Here is an 18032-nt window from a genome sequence, read left to right on the forward strand (position 1 = left end):
AACAATAAACCTAAAAAAAGATTCAAACCTATCTAATGGAACTTGAATCTTATTGTACCCCTCTATACACTATTCATTGTCAAAATATGAATAAAATATGAATATTACTCTAATATTATAAGTCTAGCTCATAAGAATTGCAAGATAATACAAAAAAGAAGGCATACTACTTATAAAAGCTGTATGCCTTCTTTTCTATACTGGTGCGCCTAACCGGAATCGAACCAGTGACACGCAGTTTAGGAAACTGCTGCTCTATCCTACTGAGCTATAGACGCATGTATACTTTATTATATCGTTTTTAATAAAGTATACGCAAGGCATCCTTATTGTTGTAGGTATTGGTTATTCACTTGTTTTTGTTCTTCTGGGCTTAGGTTTTGGTAGCCTTTCGCTAATGCACTCACCCAAGATCCGTAGGCAGGGTTTGGGAATACCACAAAGGTAGTACCAAAGTCTTCTTTATGAGCATCGATGATGCCATTTCTTTCAGCTAGTGTCTTACCTTTTGTGCCGATTGGGAAGTCACCAGCGTTATCGCCCATGTATAGAATGACATAATATTTTTTAGCAATTGCATCAAAGCGAGGTTGTTTGTCAGAGTCTTTTTCGAATAGTAGTACATGGTCTTTATCGACGGATGGGAACCCTAGTTCCTTAAAGTTTTGTACTGTTGCATCATAGTTAACAGGTGCATAGCGATTTGATACGTAGAAGATTTCTACCCCTTGTTTATGTACTTCATTTAAAAACTCAACGGCACCTGGCATGGCTTGTGATTTCCCTTGATGTACCGCTTGACGCCACCAAGGAGCATCGAAGCGACCATTGCCACTAGCAACGCTTTCACCCATCAGTTTAGTATTATCCACTACAGTTTCGTCCGCATCAAGAACGATAGCTAAAGGCTTTCTCTGATGAGATGGATCAGTAACAGCCATGTTAACAATATTCAGCGCCACATTATACCCCTGATATGCCAATGCTCTATACTCAGCAGAGGTGCGCATCCATAACAGCCCCATCGTCTCTGTGTCAGCTTGGTACTGCTGTTTTTGCTTCAGTGCTGCCTGCTCATCTAGTACTACTGCAGCTTTTGCCGGCTCACTGTTAGCAGCTACTGTATTAGCTACCGTATTCGTAGCCACTATACTATTAGTCGGTTGAGTTGATTGAACCTGCGCTACCATCGCTGTAGGAACTACAGGATTTGCCTTCACTGTCATCGGAGAATCCGCCTGTACTACAGAACCTACGCAAAGGCTACCGCCAAGGCAAGCCACCCCTACATACCATGCCAAACTACTACGTTTCATAATTGCCTCCTAACCACATTTGCTCTCTGTACAAATACAATACACAATGTAATTCTACATAGGTATACGAAAGTCCTCTATAGCTTTATAGGCTATCTGTGTATTTTAATCGATTTACACAAGAACTATGCTATAATACAGCTGTTGATAGTATTAGAGAGTTCTTATAAAAAGAGGTATATGTAATGAAAGTATGTAAACGATCAATTATTACCAGTTCACTATTAGCTGTATTAGCTATATCATCTGCGTACGGGGCTGCACCAGTACAGCCAAGTGAAAGCACAGACGCCGCAGTAGTTGATATGGATTATTCTAATATTCCAGAGTTAAAAAAATCTATCGAAAGCGCAACACCTGCTATGGTGCAATCTACGCTTGATGCTTCTAAGGGAAAACCTACTAAAGATAAGCCCATCTATTCAACGGTGACTATGTCTGGTAACCGTGTTGTATCCGTAAAAACTTACAAAACTAAAGAAGAACAAGAAAAAGCCATGTTAAAAGAGCGTAAACGCTTAGATAAAGTCACTGCTGAACGTCAGGCTAAAAGAAAAGACGAAACACGCACAGATATGCTAAAGGGTTTAACACCAATACCGTCCTATCCACCGGTAAGCGAAACACGCGTATTACAAAGCGAAATGTTCTCTAGACCATTCGGCAGACAACTAGATTTGCGTTTAGTAGAGGCCTATACACAAGATTATGACAAGGCTAAACCTGGCGATATTTATGTCTATGCAGATTATGTGGACTACACATCTAAGCAGCTATTAGGTGAAAAAGATGGTACCGCTGCTATTTCAGCTATGATTCTACGTGTAATCATGAGAAAAGACGAAAACAAAGCTTTCAGCATTGATGTAAATGCGTACTTCATAAATCCAACAACACATACCATTTCCATAAGTCGGTCCGAAGATGTAAAGGGTATCGATATCAAGAAAGAGGAAAGAGCTGAAGCTGTATTTAAACTACCGTCCCACCAATTACAAGCCGGTGATCCACAGTTTGAAATCGCTAAGCTTATGTATCAGGACCTAACAAATAAAAAATTTGATTAATAATATTTAAATACACTCACCATGACAAAAGCCCCACCTTACTATGAGCTACATAGCAAGGTGGGGCTTCGTCTTAGTTTGCGGTACTATAAAAAATACCCCTTTCATAACCAATACATGGTTACAAAGGGGTATCATTTTGTTTACGCTGGACGGCTCCAGTCGACTTGTACGTCGATAGCTTCCCACATGCGTGTTAAAGCTAATTTTAAGTTATCCAAAGATTCTAATGGTTTTACAGTCATCCGTTCATATGTATCAAGACCTGTAGCATGCTCGATGGCATGTTCGTCGTTCAAGTAAGCGATAACCTTATCAGCCCACTCTTGTTCAGGTAAATCTACGGACACTGTTTTTGCTTCTGTGTCATAGGACAAGAAGCCATTGCTGTTGATGCCATAATGGATGGCTACACGAAATAAACTCATATCTATACCTCTCTTGCGGTAATTTTTAAACACTATATCCATATTGTAACATGAATAAATATATTAGCGAAAGTATTCAATATAAACTTTATGAGTCTATTGTATCGAGTTATATGTCTTCGTTAATGTCGCCTACATCACCATTCTTATCTAGGCCAAGGACCTTATCCATTCTAGTAGATTCCACATCCTCATTAGTAGATTGTGCATCTACTGCGGCCTTTAGTTCCGATCGCTTTCTACGCGTTCCATTGTCTCCGTGAAAGCGCTGCCATAATGCGCCACTCATAACAGCCGTTTCACCAAATTTAGACTCTAACGAATCTAACACGCTAGCTAGCTTATCTTCTGTTTTATCCTGTGACGATTCAAAGAGGCTCTCTTGCATAGGCACCTCTTCGTCGAGGCCACTTACGGTGAGACCTAATAGTCGTATAGGGCCAGGAGGATCTATCCATCGGGTTTCCTCAGAAGAATACGTAAAGGCTTTAGCCTGTACCTTAGTTGTAGCACCTAAAGATTCAAGCTCTTTTGCTTTTCCTTTAGGTTTCTTGCTCGTCTTATCTTGCATGAGTTTGTTCCATAAAAGTAGCGCGGTTTCAAAGAATATATGCTCATGATCGGATGGTGTGTCTAGTCGCTTTTGGCGGGATACGGTAGTGAAATCATCGTACCGAACCTTAATGGATACGGTATGACCTAAGAGATTACGTTTTCTCAATCGTTTTGATAAGCGGTTCGCAAAGTATCTAAACTCTAGTTCAATGGCACTGCCGTCAGTTAAATCTTCTTCGTAGGTTTCCTCAGCTCCGATAGATTGTATTTTGCGATTGGTTTCCACTGGTCTATCGTCAATCCCATTCGCTAGTTCCCATATGCGGCGCGCCTGGTTGCCCACGAGAGGAATTAAACAGCTTTCATCAGGCAACGCTTGAATATGACGCATCAAGTGAAAGCCCCCTGTTTTCAAGATTTTTTCTGTACGAGGACCTACGCCCCAAATGCGTTTAATCGGTAATGGAGCTAAAATCTCTTTTTCACGGCCATAAGGTATGACTACGAGGCCGTCGGGCTTATCTAAATCGGATGCCAATTTGGCAAGGAATTTATTCGGTGCTAGCCCTGCAGAGATAATAAGACCAGTTTCCTCAAATACTCGATCTTTAATGGCTCTGCCCAGTGCTTTTGGTCCACTATACATGGTAGACATACCGCTAACCTCGAGAAAGGCTTCGTCGATAGATAGAGGCTCAATGTGAGGAGTAAATTCTTTCATAATAGAAAAAATCTGATGAGATACCTCTTTGTAACGATCCATACGCGGATACACATAGACGCCATCGGGACAGAGTTTCTTAGCACGAGAGATGGGCATGGCGGAGTGAACGCCAAATTTTCGAGCCTCATAAGAACAAGTGGCAACGACGCCACGTGAAGAAAGACCACCCACAATTACGGGGTGGCCTTTATATTCTGGATGATCCAATTGTTCGATGGACGCGAAAAATGCATCCATATCAACATGCATAATCCATCGTCTCATTGTTACGCTTCTTTTTCGTGCTCAGAAATACGGCAGTATTTAATTTGCGCGCAAATACACTCATCCTTAGATTTATATAGTTGAGGGATGATCTCTAAAATATCGCCAAATGTAGCTTCATTAATGGAATAACGAGTCCATAAGCCATTACGTTGAGAGTTAACTACACCTGCATCAATTAAGATTTTCATGTGGTAGCTCAACGTAGATTGGGATAAATTGAAGCTAGCTAAAATATCAGCTGCACATAATTCATTGCAAGACAACATGTCGATGATGTGTAATCTTGTTTCATCGCTTAATGCCTTAAAAATCGTCGCTAAACGTTCATAAGAAACTTCAACCATATCTTTAACTCCTCAAATCCGTATCAAAAAATGTCAATCTACTTATGGATACTATTATATACTATTTCTTAATGTAAATCTATTTTTTTCTTTATATTTGTATCTTAATAATTTATTATGAATACCAAATAATTATATATGAGTAAATTTTACCACATTATAAACTAATTTCAGCACACTATAGGCTATTCGCTATGAATATTTTAAATAAATTTTCATCTCATAGATTTATTTAGTTATACATAAAAATGTATATATAATGGTTTTGTGCAATTATTTTCTATAGGATTTTCGATATAGCGATTTTCTAATAACCATATAGCATACTTCGATATACCGCACTATATTAGCAATCTAAAGGATTAGATATAAACTATACCGATTTTGTGTTCTAATGACTTTCAATACAAAAGACCCCTCATAGAGGGGCCTTATCTGTATAATTCTATAAGTCGATTGTATAGTAGGAAAAACATAGAATTTATAATGATGAATTCTAGTCTACTCTAGAGCAATCCTATTATATCAAATTAGTATAGCTTAAAATACGTTTACTAAATCAATAGTTTGACTGCGGTTAGGGCCAACGGATACGATACCCAAAGGTACGCCTGTTACTTCTGCAATACGTTCTACATATTTGCGAGCATTTTCAGGAAGATCTTCGTATTTACGGATACCAGAGATATCTGTTTCCCAACCTGGCAATGTTTCGTACACTGCTTCGCATGCTTCGAGGTCTTTCAAGTTAGCTGGGAAGCCTTCTACATCTTTACCATTCAATTTATAACCTACGCAGATTTTCAATTCTTTGAATGTATCAAGAATATCCAAACGAGTGATTGCAAGGTAATCAAGGCTGTTAAGACCTGCCGCGTATTTTACAACCATAAGATCTAACCAACCGCAACGACGAGGACGACCAGTTACAGTACCGAACTCATGACCAAGTTTGCGAAGGTTATCGCCAGTTTCATCAAGAAGCTCTGTAGGGAATGGACCTGCACCAACGCGTGTCGCGTAAGCTTTTACTACGCCGAAGATATTTTTCAAGTAGTTTGGACCAATACCAGCGCCTGTGGAAGCACCACCAGCGATTGGATGAGAGGATGTTACGAATGGATATGTACCATGATCAAGGTCAAGCATAGTTGCTTGCGCGCCTTCGAACAACACCTTTTTATCCTCTTGCACTGCTTTCAAAACAGCGATATTAGTATCTGTTACATATGGTTTCAATGCTTCAGCATATTTGATGTAGTCAGCTAAGATTTCATCGTAGTTAACAGGTTCAGCATCATAAACCTTTGTAAGCATTTTGTTTTTGAATTCTACATTGTATGCTAATTTTTGTTTGAATGTATCCAAGTCATACAAATCGCAGATACGGATGCCGATACGGTTAATCTTATCAGCATAGCAAGGACCGATACCGTTTTTAGTAGTACCGATTTTAGCATCCCCTTTAGATGCTTCCTCTGCATTATCTAAAGCGATATGATATGGCATGATAACATGCGCACGGTCAGAAATTTGAAGAGATTTAGCAGATTTACCTTGTTTTTCAAGACCTTCAATTTCTTGTAACAAAACTTTAGGGTCGATAACAACACCAGTACCAACGATATTTTGTTTATCATCATACAAGATACCACTTGGTAACAGGCGAAGCGCAAATGCTTTGTCATCTACTACAACAGTATGACCTGCGTTATTACCACCTTGACTGCGCACTACAACGTCCGCACGTTCCGCAATCCAGTCAACGATCTTACCTTTACCCTCGTCACCCCATTGAGTGCCGATAACCATACTTGTTGCCATATCTATATCCTCCATGTGAAAGTCTAAATAATTCACTAACATTATACAACAATGTTCGGACTCTGTGAAAGTATTTATTGTGCCAGTACTATTTTGGTTCTTTAAGCCATAGGCTCATTAGGAGCCCCATAAGTCCTACAGGTATCAATGTCATCAAAGCAGTTTGCACGTCATAGATGTCTGCTAGATGCCCTACATATGGCGCTACAAGGCCGCCTAAGGTAATGCCAAGGCCTAGTGTAATCCCCGACGCAAAGCCTGCATTTTTAGCAAGGTATTTTTGACCGAGTACGGTAATGGGTCCGTATTGTGAGAATACGCCAAAGGCCATCGGTATCATAGCACCGAAGAAGCCCCAGATATTAGGCACAAATATAAACACTAAAACAGATGGCAAGAAGATAAGATTACCTAAGCGCACCGTTTTAAGGAAGCCTAATTTATCAGATAAAGCCCCGCCCATATAGGTAAGGACTGCTCCCATTGCAAAGTACATAGTTAGCGCCAAACTAGAGGCGCTGGCTTCGCCGTTAATAACGGTAATGTACAGAATAGGAATAAAGATAGATAGTACAGAGAACAATATGGATCGTGAAGCGATTACAAAGAATAGCTTACCAAAGCTCGACCAATCATTCGTACCCGTTTTAGTAGATGTAGCAGAGCTTTTACTTTCACCAATATTAGTCGTATCAGCCTCGCCCGTAAAGGCATAGAGATATAGCAATACACCGAGCAAAGCAATAGCGGTGAACACCCAAAGGAACTGAGCGCCAAAGACGTACACACCACCAGCAAGGAGCGGCCCCAATGCAAAACCAGCGCTACCGCCTACGGCAAAGCGCCCCATAGCATTACCAAGCTCATTGGATTGCATACGGTTTACAAGAAGTGCCGCCTCAGGATGGAACAATGCAGCCCCAAGGCCTGCAATGAGCGATAGAGCAAGTATCATCTCATAGCTCGTCGCCAGTGCAATGGCACTAATGGAGACTAATGTTATAGAAAAACCTACAGGAATGAACCAAGGCACGCGCCACCGATCCGCCACATAGCCCAAGATAGGTTGGGCTATAGAAGCCACGATGGTGTTACAGAAAATGATAGATGCTGATTGATAGTAATTAAGCCCAAAGTTAGCAATAAAAAACGGTATAAGCGCCGCTAGAGATCCTTGTCCAAAGTCATTAATACAATGAAAAATAGGCGGTCCGTATTTTCGTATAATACGTTTCATATAACCTCCTAAAATAAATAAAAACAGGTAGATATAGCCAACACCTAATGCATGTGCCATAGGCTTGTTGGTCTATACCTACCCTAATCTTTCATATGTTATGTGGGAAGTACCCTACAATTATAGGCCAAAGCGAGCCATGATTGTATCAACATGTTTCAACAATTTATGTGGATCGAAGCATGCATCGATTTCTTCAGCAGTCATGTATTTCTTGATGTTTTCATCAGATTTAAGACCTGTAGCGAAATCTTTACCTTCAAGCCAACGTTCCATAGCGTATTTTTGAACCCAACGGTATGCTTCGTCACGTACGGCACCTTTGTCTACAAGGTGAGTCAAAATTGTTTGGCTGAATACAAGACCACCTGTAAGGTTAAGGTTTTTAAGCATTGTTTCAGGATATACCAACAATTTATCAATTGTACGGATTGTAAGGTGAAGCATGTAGTTCAACGAAATTGTTGCATCTGGTAAGATGACACGTTCTACAGAGCTATGGGAAATGTCGCGTTCATGCCACAAAGCTTGGTCTTCGTAAGCAGATTGAGCATAGCCACGAAGTAAGCGAGCCATACCGCAAATTCTTTCACATGTAATCGGATTACGTTTATGAGGCATCGCAGAGGAACCCTTTTGTTTAGGGCTGAAATATTCTTCCGCTTCACGCACTTCTGTACGTTGCAAATGACGGATTTCCAAAGCGATTTTATCCAATGTACCGCCTACAACAGCGATAGTAGACAACAATTCAGCGTGACGGTCACGTTGTACGACTTGTGTAGCGATTTTAACAGGTTCAAGACCTAATTTTTCGCATACATATTGTTCTACGAATGGATCGATGTTGGAGTACGTACCAACAGCACCGGACAATTTACCAACAGCTACGCTTTTGCGAGCGTGCTCCATGCGTTCGATGTCGCGTTCTACTTCAGCCATCCACAATGCTAATTTCAAACCAAATGTAGTAGGTTCACCATGAATACCATGTGTACGGCCGATCATAGGTGTGTATTTGAACTCAGCTGCACGACGACGCAATACTTCGTGCAAGCGTTTCAAGTCTTCAATCAAGATGTCGCATGCTTGTTTCATCATGTAACCAAGTGCTGTATCTTTAACGTCAGTAGATGTAAGGCCAAGATGGATATATTTAGCCGCTTCAGGACCTACGTATTCGCCTACTGCTGTTACGAAGGAAATAATATCGTGGTTTGTTTCCTTTTCGATTTCATGAATGCGTTCAACGTCGAAATTGCCCTTTTCACGAATGGCTTTAGCCGCTTCTTTAGGGATAACTCCCAACTCAGCTTGCGCCTCGGATGCCAATGTTTCTACTAATAACATTGTGTCGAACTCATTGCGTTCGCTCCAAATATGGCCCATTTCTTCTCGTGTATAACGTGGTATCATGATGTCTCCTTTGCATGATAAAAGCTAGATTTCTTATAGAATAATTGTACCATATGTGAAAGCTCCATTCAATGAATGGACCTAAATTTTCCGAATGATAATTATATTAAATTTACTAATCGTTCGTGTTTATGCAGCATTCACTATATTCAAACTTCTATTTTTGTTTTATATAGATTAAGACCTCTATTCGGCTCTATTGGATACATTTAGCTTTTCTTATCATTCGGTCCCACAAGAGACTTCGTTTCAGTTCGTATATTTCTATACCTTCATCTATGCGTTGAATGCGTTTAATCATTTTTGGATGAGTAATAAACAACCGACTAAAAAATCCCGTACTTTCACGATCATATAATTCACCAGTTTCAAGCATACCAATTTGTTCAGTGGCAAGGCCTAATGCAACAAGGCCCTCTCGCAACTCTCGCCCTAAACCGATAGATACGGCGTAGGCATCTGCAGCATACTCACGACGGCGGCTATCAAAATAGTAGGTAATCCACTTCGGCAAGCGCAGTACATACTCCACCGCCGCAATCATAACAAGAAGAACTATTTGGATTATGCGAATGACGATATTAACAATAGGAATCAGTGCCAATATATTTAAGGCTCCATTTAAAAGTATAACGAGGTTTAATATTAATTGTCCTAATCGGTCCATAGCGTAGGTTATGGTCAAGTAAATCGTGTCTCGGTTTCTTAAATGCCCCAATTCATGCGCCAAAACGCCAAGTAAATGTCGTTTATCTAATCCACTCAAAGCGCCTGTATGAATGGTAATATGATTGATGCCTGAAGCAAAAGCATTGATATCCTCATCAGTGCGCATACGCAATGTCAAAGTATTTCTTGATACGCCACTACGTGTACATAATTCTTCTAAGAGTGGTTCAATATATTCAGCTTCTACAGCACTTGGTTTTCTTTCACCTTGTAACAAATGGGCTAGCCAACTAAAAGGTGGCAAAAATAATCCAATCGCCACTATAATAGGTAACGCAATAGACAAAACAATATACACATCTAACTTATCCGCTAAATGTAACGGTTTTATAAACCAATCCCAAGAAAAGGGGTACACCAATTGCACGGCAGACTCTAAAATTGGGAAAAAGACAAATACAATAATGACATTAACGATATAGGTAAGAATAACTTGAATCATAGGCGCTCTCTTTACGTTCTTATAGGCTTATATAGCTATATACTAATATAGTAATAAATTAATTAAAGTGTATCATAGCTGTACATTGTGATATATAATAAACATACAGACTAAACCTATTATGAAGAATAGCTTATTTATAACTGAGCTTTATGATAGTAGTAAGACTAACTATGTCCGTTATGGGGAGGCTTTCATGGCAAATTTAAATCGCAAAGAGCGTCGTGCACAGCGCAACGAATCAAATACTATAGGTATACTATTACGCTTATTCTTTGGACTCAGCTTTATCGGCTTGGCTGTAGTTCTATTTGGAGAGTTCGATCTTAATTATGTATTTTCTATCTTTACAGCAGATATTATCGTGTCCTTAATTTACGTGATACTCAATAAATCTCGCATCACTACATCCTTAGCTGTTAACACCAATGTACGCGTTATCATTGCATTCCTCATCATGCTAGTAACAATGTTCTTCTACGCTTTCGCTTTATGGCGCGTCGATCAATTTAGCGCACCTATGCAAATCACTTTATTTATCGGTGGCGCCATCGTATACCTTGCAGTATTCAACTCCACTAAGACAATGCTTACTAATCAAGACTAATGCAAACATAACAAAAGAGGCATATCTTACATACATTTGTATGAGATATGCCTCTTTATTGTCCTAGAATAACGGGAACTGCTAAGTAAACAGGTTCACCCCGTCGGTTAACGATGGATCCACTGCTTTTGATGATGCGCAGTGCTTCGTCTCGTACAGCTGGTGGTACATCATCCACGATCAGTGGCGTATGTTCGCCAACGATGACATTACCGTTAACATCAAAGTTAACTCGTACTACCACCTTGCCTGTTACGACAGATGCTCGCCCCTGTTCTTGCACAGTCCGCAAGTAGTCATGAGGATTAATATCTGGTTTTTGTAAAAGCGCTTGTTGTCCTGGCGTCAATAAACTCAATGCTAAATCAGATAAGACAGATAAGTCACTAGATTCAGGCAATCCATCTCCAGTTGCATTCGGATCTGATGTTATCTCTTTACCGATAGGCGCTTTACTATTCTTGGAGGATTTTCCATCCTTAGAATCTGCTCCGTGCGTAACTACAGCTTGTTCACTGCTGCTCGTTTCCGATTCAATAGCCTTTGGAACGGTCCATTCTCGGCGTACACTAGAAGCTGCTGTACTTTCACTTAACTCTTTAGTACGCTCATCCTCTGGCTTGCGCTCATCCACCAAAGAATTCGCCTTAGGTGTCGCGCCTTCTGGAGTTACATTCTGTGGTTTTTCCATAGGATTTTCCACTGGTTTCGGTGCGGTGTCAACAGCCTCAACCCCTGTATCGCTTTCACCATCATCAGGCAAATTAAAGCTAATTTCCGCCGCATCATGGGCGGCACCTGTACCTGCCATTCCCCGCAAAGAAAGACCCATCCCAGAGACGAGTATCGTCGTAATACCTAAGGACACGATGAACGGTTTCAAATAATGCGATTCAAACATAGAATCACTTCCGTTCCGTAGCGACGCTAATATATTTAGCGCCATTCACCTTGAGCATGTCCAATAGGGCGATAACCTCGCTATAGTAAACATCCTTAGATGCACGAATGACAAAAGCTTGTCGAGGTGCCTGCTTCACGATAGATTGTACCTCTTCAGCCAATCGGTCGGAAGAGATTTCCTGATTATCGATATATAGCGTGTGCGTTGTGGTGAGCGTAATCGTAATAGGTTCAATAGATTTTGCTGTAGATGTGGATGCAGATGGCAAATTGAGCGGAATTTGTTGCTCTGTATTCATGTACAGCGTGCCAACCATGAAGAATACCAATAAGAAAAATACGATATCGATCATAGGGATAATCATGATGGTCGGTTCTTTTTTAACCCCTAATGTGCGCCGTCTCATATATCATGTTCCTCGTTGTACGCATCGAGGATGTTGCCGCACTCATGCTCTAATGTAGTAATAGAATCGTTTACCTTTGCTGCACAGTAACTGTGAAAGCCAAGCGCAATAATTGCTACTGTAAGGCCTGTCGCTGTTGCTACCAAGGCTTCGGATACACCGCCTGTAATGATGGTAGGCGCACCAATATCGCCACCTACGACAGCAAAGGCGCGAATCATACCCAGCACTGTACCCAACAGCCCTAACAACGGTGCCATAGTTACGATCATACTAAGCCAGCTAAGGCCGCGTTTTAAACGCTCATCGGCGTAAGATACTACATCTTGTAAACGGTTTTCTAAACCATTATAGTTCTTTGCACTGCGCATAGCACGAGCAAATAAAGCACCAAGCTCCTCTGTGTCGCGTTCCAGAACACTTGGTAACATGACCCAAGATTGATTCTTCTCTAATACCTTATTAAAACGGCGCAAGTCCTTTGTAAACTTACGATATAAAATGATACGCTCAATGCCAATCATCAATGCAAAGAGCAAAAAAATTACTAGCGGATACATAACAAATCCACCAGCCACAAATAAATGCGCTATGCTACTCATACTAACCTCCAAAAGCCTTCACCCTCTAGGCCCCAATAACCTTTATTATATCACGTTTTAGGGCATCTAAAAATATGTATGAGACAAAAAAAGGCTATACTAATCATGATACACATATTAGTATAGCCTTTAATTTTGCTTTTATTCTGCTTCTACTCTAATTCTATTTTTCCTTTGCCGGACCTTAATTCTGTCAGGATTTAACCATAGCATAACCATTGCATTCGTATGATTTATTAGTCTTTTTTAAGGAATTTTACAAGTATGCCACCGATTGTTAAGGACAAGCCAAAGCCACTACAGAACATGCCGATGGAATACATCCAAGCATACGTTTGATTGTTAGAAGAAATTGCTTTAGCTGCCTCTCGTGCATTAGTAGCATTTCTTGCAATTTCTAAATTTGTTGCAGCTGGATCTGGGTTTAATAACAGGATAACAATACCTATAATTAAAACAACTACACCAACGGGTAACAACATTTTTTTACTCATTTTAAGACCCTCTCTAACATTATACGAAACGGTATATACCATTAGATATTATTTATCAAGTTTGTTCATATCCAAACGATTCATACTGCCAATGAAGCGATTATAGGATTCAACCATATCATTATAATGATCATTTGTTTGGTCACCTAAGAATGTACGAATTCTACCAATAGCTGTATTTAATGAATTCTTAGTACTGTTATATTCCGGACTAGTAATACTATTAGATACGTCCATGATGCCTTGTAACTCTTGGTTAGCTGCATTTACATCAATTTGTTTACCCTCTTCAAAGCCATCCAATAAAGCAGTTAAACGTAAATGAACTTCTTGAGCTGCCGCTGCATTTTTCTTGCCAGACTCTTTAAGTTCTTTCAACTGTTCTTGTTGGTTTTCCGTATTGTGTTTGTGAATTACTGCGTCTAGTTGATTATACGCTGCATAGAACTGATCATATAATTGAACGTATTTAGGTCCTAATTGTTGTTCCTTAGCATAATTATCTGCTTGATATGAATTAGTTTCGTAGTACGTATCCAATTCACTGGCTACTGGTACAATATCCTTTAATACAGCCAATACATTATCTAAAGGTTCTTTCATATCATCATATGGCACGCCAGCATCCTTAGCGGCTTGTAAGTTCTTTTGTAAAGAATCAAAATGTGGTGCCATAAAGCTTGTTAAATGTTGACCTTCTCTTAGTTTTTGAATGTCTGGGCCGATAGCATAGCCAAAGCGCACTGTATGACTGTTAAAATCGCCAACGGCTTTAATGTAGTTGTTAAACACTTTAACGTCATCTTGTGATTTCTTTTGAACACCTTGTTGTACGCTATTGGCAACCTTAGAAACACTACATCCTGTCAAGAATAATGGTGCTGTTAGAGTTGATGCGCACAATACTACTGTTAGCATTTTCTTTACTAGTGGTTTCATAATGACCCTCTCTTTTTAATCACATACAAGTAACAATCTATGATTAAATTATATATCATATATGATATTTATGAAAGTATCAACCGTGTTTTTTATGAAATTTGTTTCATGAATATGCTTTCACAGGCACATAAAAAGGCATAGTATACATCTTCATTGGGCTAAACCCAATAGTAATGTTTATACTATGCCTTTTCTGGATACATCTTATATGTCTAAATCAGTATGATAGCTAATCGGAGTGTCTTAATAGATAAGTTATGCCATCTTATCAAATAGGTATATAGCTATCTACTCATTTAATAGACTTGTCAAAAACCCCAATTAATTCTTCAACGGCTTGTGATTCGCTCATTTCACCGTCTAAAACAGCATTTTCGACTTCGCCCATACGACCTTGAATGACTACATTATTAAAGAATAGGTTGTGCAAGTGTTCGTCAATCATATCACGTACCCAACGGAGGGATTGTTCTTGACGGCGTTTTAAGAAGACGCCATTTTCTTTACCTTGTTCAGCAAATTCTTGGATTACATCCCACAATTCGTCGAGACCATCCTTCGTAACAGCTGAACAAGTATAGGCTTGTGTTTTCCATTTTTCCGTAGCTGGACGGATGTAATGCAACATCCGATCGTAATCGCTACGAGCGATGAGAGCACGCTTGAGGTTGTCCCCATCAGCCTTGTTAACCACAATAGCATCAGCCAGCTCCATAACGCCTTTTTTGATGCCTTGCAATTCATCGCCTGCACCAGTTAAGACGATGAGCATAAAGAAGTCTACCATGGAGCGCACAGTGACTTCGCTTTGCCCAACCCCTACGGTTTCGACGAGAATAATATCGTACCCAGCAGCCTCGCAAAGTAGCATGGTCTCTCTACTTTTACGAGCCACCCCGCCTAGTGTACCACCAGCCGGCGATGGACGAATATAGGCCTCAGGATGTTTCGTCAACGTTTCCATCCGCGTTTTATCGCCCAAAATACTACCTTTTGTGACTTGGCTTGTAGGGTCTACCGCAAGTACGGCTACCTTGTAACCTGCTTCAATGAGCATATTGCCAAAGGCTTCAATAAATGTACTTTTACCGGCCCCAGGCACACCAGTAATACCGATGCGCAACGCCTTGCCCGTACGAGGCAATATAGCTTGCAATACTTGTTGAGCTAATTTAAAGTGTTCCTTATTATTACTTTCTACTAACGTAATAGCCCGTGAAAGTATAACGCGGTCCCCCTGCTCGATACCGCGTACATAATCAGCGACAGTTAACTTCTTTCGCCGCTGTACGGGACGTACCGACGGAGCCAGATGCGCGGAGCTAGATAAGAGGCCGTCGTGCATTTCCTTGACGCCTTTCATCACGTGACACGCAAAGGTATCATCTTTCTTCGCATCTTCTGGCACCCAGTCCGGACGGTAGGTACTACCCTCGGCATTTGCGTTTTTTACACCTAATTCTGGCGCCTTACCTTCACCAGTGATAAAAGTAGCGTCCTGTGCATTGCGCAATTCATCCGGAGTAGGCCTTTTATTATCAGTCATTGCCTTCATCTTGAACGTGACTAGTCAATGTTTCTAGCAATTTCTTAGCCGCTACAGGCAAGACTGTACCAGGGCCAAAGATAGCCACTGCGCCATGTTCGCGTAGGAACTCATAGTCCTGAGCAGGGATTACGCCACCGATGGCAACCAAAATATCTCCACGACCTCGTTTGTTGAGTTCTTCCACAAGTTGAGGTAACAATGTTTTGTGACCTGCCGCAAGGGAACTGAAGCCGACGATATGAACGTCATTATCCACCGCATCTTGCGCTGTTTCTTCTGGTGTTTGGAACAAAGGTCCGATATCTACGTCAAAGCCCATATCCGCGAAGGATGTAGCGATAACTTTGGCACCGCGGTCATGACCGTCTTGGCCCATCTTCGCAATCATAATACGAGGGCGACGACCTTCGAGTTCTTCGAAATCATCTGCCATTTGGCGAACTTCTTTGATAACATCGTCATCTTCGTATTCGCTGGAGTATACACCGGAAATAGAGCGGATAACCGCTTTATGACGACCGCAAACCTTTTCAACAGCAAAGGAAATTTCACCTAAGGATGCACGAGCACGAGCAGCTTCAAGTGCAAGAGCAAGCAAGTTGCCTTCCCCAGATTCTGTAGCATTGGTAATCGCTTCGAGGCAGGATTGAACCTTATCTTCATCACGGTTAGCACGCAATTGTTCGAGACGACGGATTTGCGCTTCTCGTACAGCCGTGTTATCTACGTCGAGGATATCCAATGGATCTTCTTTATCTAGACGATATTTATTGATACCAATAATTGCTTCACGGCCAGAGTCGATACGAGCTTGGCGACGAGCTGCCGCTTCTTCGATACGCATCTTAGGAAGACCAGTATCAATCGCTTTCGCCATACCGCCAAGGGATTCGATTTCTTGGATATGACCCCAAGCACGGCGAATCAATTCATCAGTCAAGGCTTCTACGTAGTAGGAACCGCCCCATGGGTCGATAACTTTACATACCTTAGTTTCATCTTGAATGTAAAGCTGAGTATTACGGGCAATACGAGCAGAGAAGTCCGTAGGCAACGCAATGGCTTCATCAAGCGCATTGGTATGTAGAGATTGGGTATGGCCCAATGCAGCACCCATCGCTTCCATACATGTACGAGCTACGTTGTTGAATGGATCTTGTTCTGTTAAGGACCAACCAGATGTTTGGCTATGTGTACGAAGTGCCATTGATTTTGGATTTTCAGAACCGAAGCTCTTGATAATCTTAGCCCACAACATACGAGCTGCACGCATTTTCGCAACTTCCATGAAGTAGTTTTTACCAATTGCCCAGAAGAAGGACAAACGTGGAGCGAATTTATCTACGTGAAGGCCTGCATTTACACCGGTACGGATGTATTCAAGACCATCGGCCAATGTGTAGCCTAATTCAATATCTGCAGTAGCGCCTGCTTCTTGCATATGGTAGCCAGAAATGGAGATACTGTTGAACTTAGGCATGTACTGAGAGGTGTAAGCAAAGATATCGCCGATGATGCGCATGGACGTAGCTGGAGGGTAAATATAGGTATTACGTACCATGAATTCTTTCAAGATATCATTTTGGATTGTACCAGCCATAACCTTTTTATCAACGCCTTGTTCTTCACCAGCTAGGATATAGAACGCCATGACAGGCAATACGGCGCCGTTCATTGTCATGGATACGGACATTTGGTCGAGAGGAATACCGGAGAATAGAATTTCCATATCGAGGATGGAGTCTACCGCAACACCAGCTTTACCAACGTCACCTACTACGCGAGGATGGTCGGAGTCGTAACCACGGTGTGTGGCAAGGTCAAAGGCGATAGACAAACCTTTTTGGCCCGCTGCCAAGTTACGACGGTAAAACGCATTGGATTCTTCTGCTGTGGAGAAACCAGCGTACTGACGTACTGTCCAAGGACGAGTTACGTACATTGTGGAATAAGGTCCACGCAAGAATGGAGGTACACCAGCCATGTAATCAAGGTGTGTCATGCCTTCATAATCCATCTCTGTGTAGAGAGGTTTTAGTTGGATTTGCTCCATTGTCGTATTATATAAATCTTCAAAGCTTTTTCCTGTTTCTTTTTGAAGTTCAGCAAGCCATGCATCGCGAGATGTCGGCGACTGAGATCCCAAGCCAAGAGAGGAGAAGTCTGGATTTTTAAACAT

Annotated in this window: 17 protein-coding genes and 1 tRNA gene; 2 read left to right on the forward strand and 16 right to left on the reverse strand. The window is 41.1% G+C overall.

The features are described from left to right. Positions 1–201: 201 nt before the first annotated feature. Positions 202–278 (reverse strand) — tRNA-Arg (locus VEIS1202513_RS09080). A 48-nt stretch (positions 279–326) separates the two neighbouring features. Next, positions 327–1316 (reverse strand): 5'-nucleotidase, lipoprotein e(P4) family, encoded by a 990-nt coding sequence (locus VEIS1202513_RS09085; protein ID WP_213467365.1) that lies wholly within the window; start codon positions 1314–1316, stop codon positions 327–329. 185 nt (positions 1317–1501) lie between these two features. Between VEIS1202513_RS09085 and VEIS1202513_RS09090 the strand changes: the two genes are divergently transcribed. Beyond that, positions 1502–2383, forward strand: coding sequence for a hypothetical protein (locus VEIS1202513_RS09090; RefSeq protein WP_213467366.1), 882 nt, complete (start codon positions 1502–1504; stop codon positions 2381–2383). 143 nt (positions 2384–2526) lie between these two features. On the opposite strand, the gene VEIS1202513_RS09095 is transcribed toward VEIS1202513_RS09090, so the two are convergent. The 7 genes from VEIS1202513_RS09095 to VEIS1202513_RS09125 all read right to left on the reverse strand — a co-directional run bounded on the left by VEIS1202513_RS09095 (position 2527) and on the right by VEIS1202513_RS09125 (position 10349). Next, positions 2527–2811: a hypothetical protein gene (locus VEIS1202513_RS09095; protein WP_213467367.1), complete on the reverse strand. Its 285-nt coding sequence runs from the start codon at positions 2809–2811 to the stop codon at positions 2527–2529. Between the two features lie 109 nt (positions 2812–2920). Further along, positions 2921–4354, reverse strand: a complete 1434-nt coding sequence (gene dinB / locus VEIS1202513_RS09100; protein WP_213467368.1) for a DNA polymerase IV — start codon at positions 4352–4354, stop codon at positions 2921–2923. A 2-nt stretch (positions 4355–4356) separates the two neighbouring features. Then, on the reverse strand, positions 4357–4701 hold the full coding sequence (locus VEIS1202513_RS09105; protein ID WP_009352539.1) for an ArsR/SmtB family transcription factor: 345 nt from the start codon (positions 4699–4701) through the stop codon (positions 4357–4359). Positions 4702–5241: 540 nt separating this feature from the next. Further along, positions 5242–6525 (reverse strand): adenylosuccinate synthase, encoded by a 1284-nt coding sequence (locus VEIS1202513_RS09110; RefSeq protein ID WP_178885836.1) that lies wholly within the window; start codon positions 6523–6525, stop codon positions 5242–5244. Between the two features lie 88 nt (positions 6526–6613). Then, positions 6614–7762, reverse strand: coding sequence for an MFS transporter (locus tag VEIS1202513_RS09115; RefSeq protein WP_213467369.1), 1149 nt, complete (start codon positions 7760–7762; stop codon positions 6614–6616). A 120-nt stretch (positions 7763–7882) separates the two neighbouring features. Beyond that, positions 7883–9178, reverse strand: coding sequence for an adenylosuccinate lyase (gene purB / locus VEIS1202513_RS09120; RefSeq protein ID WP_060923735.1), 1296 nt, complete (start codon positions 9176–9178; stop codon positions 7883–7885). Between the two features lie 196 nt (positions 9179–9374). After that, complete coding sequence (locus VEIS1202513_RS09125; protein WP_213467370.1) at positions 9375–10349, reverse strand: M48 family metalloprotease; 975 nt, start codon at positions 10347–10349, stop codon at positions 9375–9377. Between the two features lie 196 nt (positions 10350–10545). Here VEIS1202513_RS09125 and VEIS1202513_RS09130 point away from each other — a divergent pair, with 196 nt between their 5' ends. Then, on the forward strand, positions 10546–10956 hold the full coding sequence (locus VEIS1202513_RS09130) for a CAAX protease (RefSeq protein ID WP_119209198.1): 411 nt from the start codon (positions 10546–10548) through the stop codon (positions 10954–10956). 55 nt (positions 10957–11011) lie between these two features. Here VEIS1202513_RS09130 and VEIS1202513_RS09135 read toward each other — a convergent pair whose 3' ends face one another. The 7 genes from VEIS1202513_RS09135 to scpA all read right to left on the reverse strand — a co-directional run bounded on the left by VEIS1202513_RS09135 (position 11012) and on the right by scpA (position 18032). Then, entirely contained in the window at positions 11012–11857 is an 846-nt protein-coding gene (locus VEIS1202513_RS09135) for a hypothetical protein (protein ID WP_213467371.1), read from the reverse strand. Positions 11858–11861: 4 nt separating this feature from the next. After that, complete coding sequence (locus tag VEIS1202513_RS09140; protein ID WP_009352440.1) at positions 11862–12266, reverse strand: ExbD/TolR family protein; 405 nt, start codon at positions 12264–12266, stop codon at positions 11862–11864. Next, complete coding sequence (locus tag VEIS1202513_RS09145; protein WP_178885844.1) at positions 12263–12868, reverse strand: MotA/TolQ/ExbB proton channel family protein; 606 nt, start codon at positions 12866–12868, stop codon at positions 12263–12265. The genes VEIS1202513_RS09140 and VEIS1202513_RS09145 overlap by 4 nt, the downstream gene beginning before the upstream one ends. 236 nt (positions 12869–13104) lie before the next feature. After that, a complete protein-coding gene (locus VEIS1202513_RS09150; RefSeq protein ID WP_024066613.1) occupies positions 13105–13362 on the reverse strand; it encodes a hypothetical protein in 258 nt (85 codons plus the stop codon). A gap of 48 nt (positions 13363–13410) precedes the next feature. After that, positions 13411–14301 carry a DUF3829 domain-containing protein gene (locus VEIS1202513_RS09155; protein ID WP_060923732.1) on the reverse strand — a complete coding sequence of 297 codons (891 nt, stop codon included), beginning with the start codon at positions 14299–14301 and terminating at the stop codon, positions 13411–13413. A gap of 295 nt (positions 14302–14596) precedes the next feature. Continuing rightward, positions 14597–15850, reverse strand: coding sequence for a methylmalonyl Co-A mutase-associated GTPase MeaB (meaB, locus tag VEIS1202513_RS09160; protein ID WP_213467372.1), 1254 nt, complete (start codon positions 15848–15850; stop codon positions 14597–14599). After that, positions 15843–18032 (reverse strand): methylmalonyl-CoA mutase, encoded by a 2190-nt coding sequence (scpA, locus tag VEIS1202513_RS09165; RefSeq protein ID WP_178885852.1) that lies wholly within the window; start codon positions 18030–18032, stop codon positions 15843–15845. The genes meaB and scpA overlap by 8 nt, the downstream gene beginning before the upstream one ends.

It is taken from the genome of Veillonella orientalis, assembly GCF_018406505.1.
GTDB classification, from domain to species: Bacteria; Bacillota; Negativicutes; order Veillonellales; family Veillonellaceae; genus Veillonella; species Veillonella nakazawae.

Bases quoted from the DNA above. Each gene is read 5' to 3' on its own strand.
- VEIS1202513_RS09095 (WP_213467367.1), bottom strand. From the start codon at position 2,811: ATGAGTTTATTTCGTGTAGCCATCCATTATGGCATCAACAGCAATGGC.
- dinB (WP_213467368.1), bottom strand. From the start codon at position 4,354: ATGAGACGATGGATTATGCATGTTGATATGGATGCATTTTTCGCGTCC.
- purB (WP_060923735.1), bottom strand. From the start codon at position 9,178: ATGATACCACGTTATACACGAGAAGAAATGGGCCATATTTGGAGCGAA.
- scpA (WP_178885852.1), bottom strand. From the start codon at position 18,032: ATGTTTAAAAATCCAGACTTCTCCTCTCTTGGCTTGGGATCTCAGTCG.
- VEIS1202513_RS09110 (WP_178885836.1), bottom strand. From the start codon at position 6,525: ATGGCAACAAGTATGGTTATCGGCACTCAATGGGGTGACGAGGGTAAA.
- VEIS1202513_RS09115 (WP_213467369.1), bottom strand. From the start codon at position 7,762: ATGAAACGTATTATACGAAAATACGGACCGCCTATTTTTCATTGTATT.
- VEIS1202513_RS09150 (WP_024066613.1), bottom strand. From the start codon at position 13,362: ATGAGTAAAAAAATGTTGTTACCCGTTGGTGTAGTTGTTTTAATTATA.
- VEIS1202513_RS09135 (WP_213467371.1), bottom strand. From the start codon at position 11,857: ATGTTTGAATCGCATTATTTGAAACCGTTCATCGTGTCCTTAGGTATT.
- VEIS1202513_RS09085 (WP_213467365.1), bottom strand. From the start codon at position 1,316: ATGAAACGTAGTAGTTTGGCATGGTATGTAGGGGTGGCTTGCCTTGGC.
- VEIS1202513_RS09125 (WP_213467370.1), bottom strand. From the start codon at position 10,349: ATGATTCAAGTTATTCTTACCTATATCGTTAATGTCATTATTGTATTT.
- VEIS1202513_RS09145 (WP_178885844.1), bottom strand. From the start codon at position 12,868: ATGAGTAGCATAGCGCATTTATTTGTGGCTGGTGGATTTGTTATGTAT.
- VEIS1202513_RS09155 (WP_060923732.1), bottom strand. From the start codon at position 14,301: ATGAAACCACTAGTAAAGAAAATGCTAACAGTAGTATTGTGCGCATCA.
- VEIS1202513_RS09105 (WP_009352539.1), bottom strand. From the start codon at position 4,701: ATGGTTGAAGTTTCTTATGAACGTTTAGCGACGATTTTTAAGGCATTA.
- VEIS1202513_RS09090 (WP_213467366.1), top strand. From the start codon at position 1,502: ATGAAAGTATGTAAACGATCAATTATTACCAGTTCACTATTAGCTGTA.
- VEIS1202513_RS09130 (WP_119209198.1), top strand. From the start codon at position 10,546: ATGGCAAATTTAAATCGCAAAGAGCGTCGTGCACAGCGCAACGAATCA.
- VEIS1202513_RS09140 (WP_009352440.1), bottom strand. From the start codon at position 12,266: ATGAGACGGCGCACATTAGGGGTTAAAAAAGAACCGACCATCATGATT.
- meaB (WP_213467372.1), bottom strand. From the start codon at position 15,850: ATGACTGATAATAAAAGGCCTACTCCGGATGAATTGCGCAATGCACAG.